We start from the raw sequence: 9136 nt of genomic DNA on the forward strand, positions 1-9136 counted from the left end.
TGGTTCCTTCACGGAGAACGGCGGCCCTGGCCTCGACTCCACCGCGAGGCGGCGCGGTGAGATGCTGTCCACGAGTTCTGCGCCGATGTCACGCGCAGCGCAAAGGACGGCGCCGCGAAGGTCCGCGCCCCGTGGGGAAACCGGCCGCCGGAGTACCGGACCGCACGGGCATCGTCGAAAAGTGACCGGCACGGACGGTCTCGGCTCTCTGCGGACCTCCGTCCTGCGTTCCGACGAGGAACGCGCCCCCGACCTGCCATGGCTGTCGGACGCCGGCGATGAGAAAGTCCTGTACGTCGCCCTGCATGTCCACGGTCCGGTCGCGTTCCCCCACGACGGAAGCGAAGTCTTCCTGGAACCGGGCGACATCGTCTTCTGCGGTGCGGGTCTGCGTGACTCCCCTCGCTTCGGCGCCCCGTTCCGGATGACGGTCTTCCGTGTGCCGCGACGCCGCCTGGAGGTCGCCGAGTCCGACCTGCGCCGGGTCATGGGGGTGCCCCTGCGCTGCGGACAGGGTGTGGGGGCACTGGTGTCGAACTTCCTGTCCGCGCTCGCCTCCGAGACAGCGTTCCACCAGTCGCACACCGGCGACCGGCTCGCCCGCAACGCCGTGGATCTCCTCGCCGCACTCGTCACGGGGTTCGTCGAGGGGGAGCAGGCCGACGCCTCAGGCGTCGGTGCGCAGACGCTTTCACGCATCCGGACCTTCATCGAACTGCATCTGACTGATCCGGATCTGTCGCCGGAGTCGATCGCGCTCGCCCACCACATCTCCGTCCGCTATCTGCACAAGCTCTTCCAGAGCGAGGGCACGACAGTGAGTCAGTTGATACGGCTGCGCCGGCTCGAGGCCTGCCGGTACGAACTCGGCCGGGCACCGGATCGCAGGCTCGCCGTGGCCGCCGTGGCGCACCGTTGGGGTTTCGCCAGCGCGTCACACTTCAGCCGGGTCTTCCGGGCCGCCTATGGCATGTCGCCCAGTGAGTGGCAGGCTTCGGCGTGGGCTGATTCGGACGTGCCCGATCCTGGCCGTTCTCCCGGTGGGCATCGACGCCCCGGGGTGGTCATCGCGTCGCCCGTCTCGGGCACCACGGGTCCCGCGGCGGCGTTGGACGGCATGGGTCACCTCCGGTGCGGTGCCCTCGACGAGCAGTCGGCGGGCCCTCTCCTCGTGACGGCGGTCGGTGGCCGTGAGCCGGCTGTGGTGCTGGGCGAGATGCTCCGACCAGGACGCGACCAGGTAGTTCTCGACGAACCGGCCCGGATCGCTGCCGTCCTGGTAGAGGCCCCAGGTGAGGGCTCCCGTGCGCCGGCGTGAACGGGCCACATGGTCCATGCACTCGATGAAGGCGGCCCTGTTGGCGGCCGCGATCCGGTACACGACGGAGACCAGCACGGGGCCGTCGGCCGGTCCGGGTTCGAACACCAGGGGCGGAACGGGCCAGTGGTCTGACGGGGACGGGTCGATGCCGTCCGTGCCGTGCAGCGGCCAGCGGCGCACACTCACCGCGCCGAGCAGCAGCAGACCACTGCCGGTCAGAAGGGAGACGGTCAGCCCCGGCCCGTCGGCCAGCGCACCCCACAGGGGTGCCGCCAGCGCCTGCCCGCCCTGGAAGACCAGGAGATAGACGGCGAGTCCCCGGGCCCTGACCCAGCCGGGCAGCCGTGCCTGGACGGCCGCGTTGAGGGTGGACAGCACGCCGATCCAGGCCAGTCCGGCGGGCAGCAGCACGACCGCCGCGAGCCATGGGACCCGGACCGTGGCCAGTACCGCCAGCACTCCGGCGAAGACGAGGGCCCCTGCGGCCAGAGTGCCGTTGACGCCCAGAGCGCGGCGGATCGCGGGCAGTGCGAAGGCCCCGCTCACAGCACCGGCTCCGACCGCACCGAGCAGCACCCCGTACCCGCCCGAGCCCAGGCCGAGGGAGCGGCTGGCGACCAGTGGAAGCAGCGACCACAGCGCGGCGCCGCCGGGGATGAACAGCACCGTGCGCAGCAGGACTCGGCGGACGCCGGGCGCGTTCCACACGTAGCGGCGGCCGGCGTGCAGAGCCGTCAGGAGCTTCTCGCCCTGCGCAGTCGGCGGTTGTGCCCCGGGCCGTCTCCACAGTGCGAGAACGGCCGCGGTGCCGAGGTAGGAGAGGGCGTTGAAGGCGAAGACCCAGCCCGCGCCCGCTGCCGCGACCACCGCTCCCCCGAGTGCCGGGCCGAGGGCGCGAGCGAGGTTCATGTTCACGGCGCCGAGCGCGGCCGCCTGTCCCAACTGGCGGCGTTCCACGAGTTCCGGCTGGATGGCCTGCCAGGCCGGGCCCATCAGGGCGGTGCCGCATCCCAGCAGGAAGGTGAGACCGAGCAGCAAAGCCGGAGTGAGCGCGTCCGCGAACGCCAGCACCGACAGCGTGGTGGAGGCGGCGAGCATGGCGAACTGAGCGGCCAGCAGCACCGTACGACGGTCGAAACGGTCGGCCAGCACGCCAGAAGGCAGAGCCAGCAGCACGACGGGGAGACTGGACGCGGTCTGCACGAGCGTCACCAGGGCGGCGTCGTGGCCGATCAGCAGCCACTGGGCGCCCACGGTCTGCATCCAACTGCCGATGTTGGAGACCAGTTGTGCGATCCACAGCGCCCGGAAGACACGCGCCGCGAGCGGGGCCCAGGCTGAATCGGACTCCGGGAAGTCTTTCGGTGACAGTGCGGTGTTCACGTCGGTCCCTACCGGTATGGGGCACGGACACCTTGCTTCCGGCGGTGTCCCGGGTGCCGTGCGGGCCTGGCCGAGGGTGGCCGCGAAGACGGTCGCGGGTGCCCGTCGGCCGAGAGTGCAGCGTCTGTGGTCCCGCAGCTCACTGCCCGAGGGTGCCGGCCCCTCCCTGCGGGGCCGGCACCGAGTTCACGCCTGCGGCTTGACCCAGGGGGCGTCGGAGGCCGAGAGGCGGTGGGCAGCCGCGGACGTCACCACGAGCAGCACCAACGTCAGGACCAGGACCAGGACGAGTCCGGTGTGTTCCAGAAGCACGGCGCCGGCGAGGGCTCCGAGGAATATGGCCAGTACGGACAGGATCCGCCGGCCGGGCCGGGGTGCGGCCCCGCCCGCCGAGGTGGAGTCCGCAGCCAGTCCCGTCAGGGTCAGGGTCAGCACGGTCGTGGTCAGGTCCGGGACCCCGAGGCGTCTGGCGACCGCGTTCTGCAGCCCCATGGCGAGCCCGAGGAGCACGATCAGGGCGTAACGGACCTCGGTGGTCACGCTGCCGTGCGAGACCATGGCCGTGATGACCGCCCCGGCGACGAGCAACGCCTGAAGCGCCGTGGCGAAGGCCAGCAGCCGCCCGCGGTGCTCCGCGAACCGGGTGCCGAACCGGCCTCCCGCCAGCGCGCCGACGAGGAACGCGGCCATCGACACGATGGAGGCGAGCACGGACAGGCCGTCGGCACCTGCCAGGGCGAACCCGAGGAATACCACGTTGCCGGTCATGTTGGCGACGAAGACGTGCCCGAGCCCCAGATAGCTGACGGCGTCGACCAGGCCGGTCGCCACCGTCAGTATCAGCATGAGCGGCGGCAACGGGCCGTGCCTGTCCCCCTTGGGCGGAGCCAGCGTGCGGGCCGCGTCAGTCAGCAGCTTGCGCATACTGAGTTGTTCCTTCCTTGACTGAGGGACGATGCAGCAGCACACGGGTGAGCAGTCCGCTCACCGGGCCGACCACGATGGCCACGACCGAGACCCACAGGGGCCAGGGGGTCAGCCCGAGGGCGTGGTCGGCCGACCAGCGGCCGGGTCCGGTGAGGGCCAGGACCGCGGAGGCCACGACGAGGACCATGGGGTACTCGTAGCCGTCGTTCTGGACCCAGAGCCCGTTGTGCCATTTGACGGTGCCGGCCACCGTCATCACTCCCATGGCGGCCATCGCCGCCGCGGGAGTGAGCAGACCGGCCGCCAGGAACAGGCCGGCGCCGATCTGGCTGCCGCCCGCGGCAAGCGCGGTGAGCCTGCCGCCGCGGAAGCCGTCGTGACGGAACTCCTCGGTTCCGCCCGCCAAGCCGTTGCCGCCGAGGCGGAAACTGACTTTCTGCACTCCGTGCCCGGCGATGAGGAGCCCCGCCACGAGCCGGAGGACCAACAGTCCGGTGTCCATTCGTTCCTGCCTGTTCCTGACGTTCCGTCGATGCTCAGGTGAAGGGGTCAGCCGGCCGCGTGGGCGCCGATGACGGCCTGCGCGTAGACCAGGCCCAGGCCGTAGGCCCCGCCGTGCTCCTTCACCACCTCTGTGACGGGGACGTACGACTCCGTCCGCGCCCAGTCGCGCTGGAGCTCAAGGAGCACCTGCACCCAGGTCACCGGAATCGCGCCGCCCTGGACCATGCGCTGGACGGCGTGCTCGTGCGCCTGCGGGCTGACGCCGCCGGACGCGTCCGTGACGACGTAGACCTCGTAGCCCTGGGAGATGGCGGACAGAGTGGGCAGTACGACGCAGACCTCGGTCCACAGCCCGGCAATGACGAGCTTCTTGCGGCCCGTCGCCTTGACGGCTTCGACGAAGTTGCTGTCCTCCCAGGCGTTCATCGTGGTGCGGTCGATGATCTTCTGGCCGGGGAAGACATCGGCCAGCTGCGGCATGATCGGACCCGAGAAGGACTCGGCGGCCACGGTGCTCAGGACCACCGGAACGTCGAACACCTTGGCCGCCTTGGCCAGGCCCACGGTCGAGTTGATGATGGCGGTGCGGTCGCCGCTGCCGGTGCCGAAGAACATCTGCGGCTGGTGGTCCACGAACAGCACGGCGCAGTTGTCGGGGGTCAGCAGGTCGGGACCGGGGGCGGCGGTGACTTCGGAGATGTTGACCACGAGAGGGCCTTTCCATGAGTGATGTGATCGCGGACAGGCGTCCGCTGCTGAGCGAAGCCGTCCGTTCGACGGCGAGAGGTGGGGGTGGTGTCCCGGGAGGGGCGGCTCGTGACCGGGCCTCTCCCGGAAGATCAGAGCGAGAAGCAGGGGTCGAAGACCGTGCTCTCGGTATCCGGGGCCAGACCTCGTCGGGCGCGCCACTGTCGGTGCTGCTCCGACTCCGCGACGGCCTGACCGAGCAACTCGGCCTGGCGGGCGCCCGACGAGCCGGTACCGGGCGTGGCCTGGTAGCCGCCGAAGTGCGCGACCGGGCTCCACCCGGGGCTGACCGGCGGCAGTTCCTCGTCGAGGCCCTCGTACTCGGCGGCGGCGTAGACGATGCGGCCGCCGACGACCGTCAGCAGGGACTCGATGTGCACGATGTCCGGCTCGGGCACCGCGAAGTAGTCCTCGGACAGGACCGCGAGGTCGCCGAGGAAGCCCGGGCGCAGGACGCCCTTGACGTCCTCCTCGCCGGTCAGCCGGGCCCCTGCTTCGGTGAACATCGACAGCGCCGTCTGCCGGTCGACGCGGTTGTGCGGCGGGCGCATGACCAGGTCGCCTACAGTGCGGCCGGTGATCAGCCAGTGCAGGGCGATCCACGGGTTGTAGGTCGAGACCCGGGTGGCGTCGGTGCCGCCGCCGACGGTCAGACCGCGCTCCAGCATGGCCCGGATCGGAGGGGCGTCCGCTGCGGCGCCGGGGCCGTAGCGGCGTACGAACGCCTCGCCCTGGAAGGACAGGCGATTCTGCACGGACATGGCGCCGCCGAGGGCGGCGATGCGGTCGAGGCTGTCCGCGGAGACGGTTTCCGCATGGTCGAACAGCCACCGGTTTCCGGCCGGGAAGAGTCCTTCCGCGGCCAGCTTCTCGAATACCGCGAGATCGCGTCGGATGGTGTCGTCGTAGGTGGCGTGCAGCCGGAATCCCCAGCCGTTCTCCATGAGCAGACGTACGGCCTTCTCGAATTCCATCTCATAGCCGGGAGCAAGTTCCGGGCGCGGCTGGGCAAAGTTCTCGAAATCTGCTGCCGCCCAGGTGAGATTCTCCCCCGCACCATTGAGGCGGAGCCATTCGTCCCCGTCCTCGGATCGTGCCATTTCGATCCAGCGGGCGAGGTCGTCGAGTTCTTGGCCTGCGGTCTGCGGGAAAAGATGATACGCGATGCGCAGTGACAACTCGCCGGCCTCGGCCAGTTCGACGACCGTGCTGTAGTTGTCGGGGAAATTCTGGAATCCCCCCGCTGCGTCGATCGCCGACGTGAGCCCGAACCTGTTCAGTTCCCGCAGGAAGTGACGGGTGGAGGTCCTCTTGTCCTCGCCCTCCAGCACCGGGGCCTTGGCCAGAGTCGAGTAGAGGATCAGAGCACTCGGGGCTGCCAGCAGCATGCCCGTGGGCTCACCGTCCCGGCCCCGTACGATCTGGCCGCCCTTCGGATCAGGGGTGTCCCTGGTGTATCCGGCGGCCTTGAGCGCCGCCCGGTTGAGCACCGCCGACTGGTACAGGTGCAGAACGAACACCGGTGTGTCCGGCGCGGCGGCATTCAACTCGGCGACGGTCGGCAGCCGCCGTTCGGCGAACTGCTCGGCCGACCATCCCCCCACCACCCGGACCCACTGGCCCTTCGGCGTGCGGGCCGCCTGTTCACGCAGCATCGCCAGGCCCTGGCGCAGCGTGCGTACGCCGTCCCAGCGCAGCTCCAGCACGTAGTTGAGCCCACCCCGGATGACGTGCAGGTGGGAGTCGTTGAGGCCGGGGATCATCCGGCGGCCGAGAGCGTCGACCACCTTCGTGGCCGAGCCGACATGGAGGGCCACGTCCTTGTCGTCGCCGACGACCGTGATGACGCCGTCCCGTATGGCAATCGCCTCGGCCTGCGGGCGCCCCGGGTCTCCTGTGTGGATCTTCGCGTTGCGGACGATGAGGTCCGCGGGGGTGTCGGTGGCGCTGGGAACCAGCCCACCGACCGGCATCGTGGACACCTTTCGACAACCTCCTGCGGCATGAACAGCGTCGTTTTCCATCTGCATCGACTTCTAACTGAGGTGACAGCGGCGGGCAGAGAGAATCGGGAGAACACGTAATCAATGCGTCTACGCTCAACCGAAATGAATTCCGGGTGGGCCTTCTGTGCGATGCACAGCCCCAACTCCGGCAGCCCGCAACTGCCTCGCCACCAGGCTATTTCGAGCCGAAGCATCCATGTGTCCCGGCAGTGCACAGCATTCGTTCCTACAGTGCACTGCATCCCGTTTCCATGCGCTCTGGGGTCAACTCCGGTGCACTGACCGTCAATCTCCGCCGCCTTCAGGGTCCTAGCGTGGTGATCGACGGCCCCACAGATCTCCATGTCTGGCCCGGAGTCGCCCCGCCGGAGGGACCGGCACATCACATGAAACTCAGGAGACTCACATGTCCGGCGTTGTAGACCCGGTCCAGCCGGTGCTGGAGCCCGCGGCGGCCGCGTTCGCCGAAGCGACCGCCAATCCGCCCTATCTGTTCGACCTGCCGCCCGCCGAGGGACGTAAGGCGGTCGACGAGGTGCAGTCCGGCGAGATCGACAAGCCGCAGATCGACGAGGAATGGATCACCGTCTCGGGCGGTCCGACGGGCAGTGTCCGCGCACGCATCGTGCGCCCCGCCGGCGTGGAAGGAACCCTGCCGGTGATCCTCTACATCCACGGCGCGGGCTGGGTGTTCGGCAACGCCCACACCCACGACCGCCTGGTACGCGAACTCGCCACCGGCGCGAACGCCGCCGTGGTCTTCCCCGAGTACGACCTCTCCCCCGAGGCCCGCTACCCGGTCGCCATCGAGCAGAACTACGCGGTCGCGAAGTGGGTCGTCCAGCAGGGCGCGTCCAAGAACCTGGACGGCTCGCGGCTGGCCGTCGCCGGCGACTCCGTCGGCGGCAACATGACCGCCGCGCTGACCTTGATGGCCAAGGAACGCGGCGACATCCCGCTCGTGCAGCAGGTGCTGTTCTACCCGGTCACCGATGCGAACTTCGACACCGGCTCCTACCGCCAGTTCGCGGAGGGCTACTTCCTGCGCCGCGACGGCATGCAGTGGTTCTGGGACCAGTACACGACCGACGAGGCCGACCGCGCCCAGATCACCGCCTCCCCGCTACGGGCCACCACCGACCAGCTCACCGGGCTGCCGCCGGCCCTGGTCATCACCGGCGAGGCCGACGTCCTGCGCGACGAAGGCGAGGCCTACGCCAACAAACTCCGCGCAGCCGGCGTCCCCGTCACCGCCGTCCGCTTCCAGGGCATCATCCACGACTTCGTCATGCTCAACGCCCTCCGCGAAACCCACGCCGCCCAGGCCGCCATCACGCTGGCCGCCGACACCCTGCGCACCGCGCTCCACACCGGCTGATACCGCGCTCCACGCCGACCTCCGAAAGCCCCCGACAACAGGGAGAACAACCCGAACATGACCACGAACCCCACCCCCACAGCTGTTCTCGTGCACGGAGCCTTCGCGGACGCCGCCAGTTGGACCGGGGTCATCGCGGAACTGCAGAACCACGGCATCCCCGTGGTCGCACCACCGAACCCGCTGCGCGGCCTGGCGTCCGACGCCGCATACATCGCGTCCGTGGCTGCTCAGATCGACGGTCCGGTGGTGCTCGTCGGCCACTCCTACGGCGGTGCGATCATCTCCGTGGCAGGCGCCGCGGAGAACGTCGTCGGGCTGGTCTACGTAGCGGCCTACGTCACCGAAGAGGGCGAGAGCCTGGGCGAGTTGCAGGGCCGCTTCCCCCTCTCGCCGCTCGTCAGCAACCTGAAGGAGGCGACGTACCCCGCGGAGGGATCGGAGCCTGCCGTCGAAGTCACCATCAAGGCCGAGGCGTTCCCGGACATTTTCGCCGCCGACGTCCCGGCCGCCGCCACCAAGGTCCTTGCGGTGGCGCAGCGTCCGCTGGCCGCCTCGGCATTCACGGAGACGGCCTCGGCCGCCGCGTGGAAGACCAAGCCTTCCTGGGCGCTCGTGGCCGGCGCGGACCAGGCGATCAACCCCGAGGTCGAGCGCTTCGGAGCCAAGCGGGCCGGGGCGACCATCGTCGAGATCGAGGACGCCTCGCACGCCGTGGCCGTGTCCCGGCCCAAGGAGGTCGCCGAACTGATCCGCGATGCGGTACGCGCGACCAGCTGACGAGGCGCCGGGCGGTAGGGCGGCGGGGGGGGGGGGGGGGGGGGGGGGGGGGGGGGGGGGGGGGGGGGGGGGGGGGGGGGGGGTGGGGGT

7 protein-coding genes and 1 pseudogene are annotated in these 9136 nt (G+C 70.0%); 3 read left to right on the plus strand and 5 right to left on the minus strand.

What is annotated here, in order from left to right:
- Positions 1-85: 85 nt before the first annotated feature.
- A pseudogene (locus ACZ7IB_RS23935) lies at positions 86-943 on the plus strand (helix-turn-helix domain-containing protein); the annotation flags it as partial.
- Here the strand turns inward: ACZ7IB_RS23935 and ACZ7IB_RS23940 are convergent.
- The 5 genes from ACZ7IB_RS23940 to ACZ7IB_RS23960 all read right to left on the minus strand — a co-directional run bounded on the left by ACZ7IB_RS23940 (position 935) and on the right by ACZ7IB_RS23960 (position 6855).
- Entirely contained in the window at positions 935-2704 is a 1770-nt protein-coding gene (locus ACZ7IB_RS23940) for an MFS transporter (RefSeq protein ID WP_470915473.1), read from the minus strand. The pseudogene ACZ7IB_RS23935 and the gene ACZ7IB_RS23940 sit on opposite strands and share 9 nt — an antisense overlap.
- A gap of 186 nt (positions 2705-2890) precedes the next feature.
- The gene (locus tag ACZ7IB_RS23945; protein ID WP_470915475.1) at positions 2891-3628 is read right to left on the minus strand and encodes a YoaK family protein; all 738 of its coding nucleotides are present in this window, start codon (positions 3626-3628) and stop codon (positions 2891-2893) included.
- Positions 3609-4133 (minus strand): DoxX family protein, encoded by a 525-nt coding sequence (locus ACZ7IB_RS23950; protein WP_470915477.1) that lies wholly within the window; start codon positions 4131-4133, stop codon positions 3609-3611. Before ACZ7IB_RS23950 ends, ACZ7IB_RS23945 begins: the two co-directional genes overlap by 20 nt.
- A 47-nt stretch (positions 4134-4180) precedes the next feature.
- The gene (locus tag ACZ7IB_RS23955) at positions 4181-4843 is read right to left on the minus strand and encodes a hydrolase (protein ID WP_470915479.1); all 663 of its coding nucleotides are present in this window, start codon (positions 4841-4843) and stop codon (positions 4181-4183) included.
- Positions 4844-4974: 131 nt separating this feature from the next.
- Positions 4975-6855 carry an amidohydrolase gene (locus ACZ7IB_RS23960; RefSeq protein ID WP_470915659.1) on the minus strand — a complete coding sequence of 627 codons (1881 nt, stop codon included), beginning with the start codon at positions 6853-6855 and terminating at the stop codon, positions 4975-4977.
- Positions 6856-7294: 439 nt separating this feature from the next.
- Here ACZ7IB_RS23960 and ACZ7IB_RS23965 point away from each other — a divergent pair, with 439 nt between their 5' ends.
- Together ACZ7IB_RS23965 and ACZ7IB_RS23970 are read left to right on the plus strand one after the other, a co-directional pair.
- A complete protein-coding gene (locus ACZ7IB_RS23965) occupies positions 7295-8266 on the plus strand; it encodes an alpha/beta hydrolase (RefSeq protein ID WP_470915481.1) in 972 nt (323 codons plus the stop codon).
- Between the two features lie 57 nt (positions 8267-8323).
- On the plus strand, positions 8324-9046 hold the full coding sequence (locus ACZ7IB_RS23970; protein ID WP_470915483.1) for an alpha/beta fold hydrolase: 723 nt from the start codon (positions 8324-8326) through the stop codon (positions 9044-9046).
- The last annotated feature ends 90 nt before the right edge of the window (positions 9047-9136 follow it).

Source organism: Streptomyces sp. NPDC037301 (assembly GCF_055602785.1).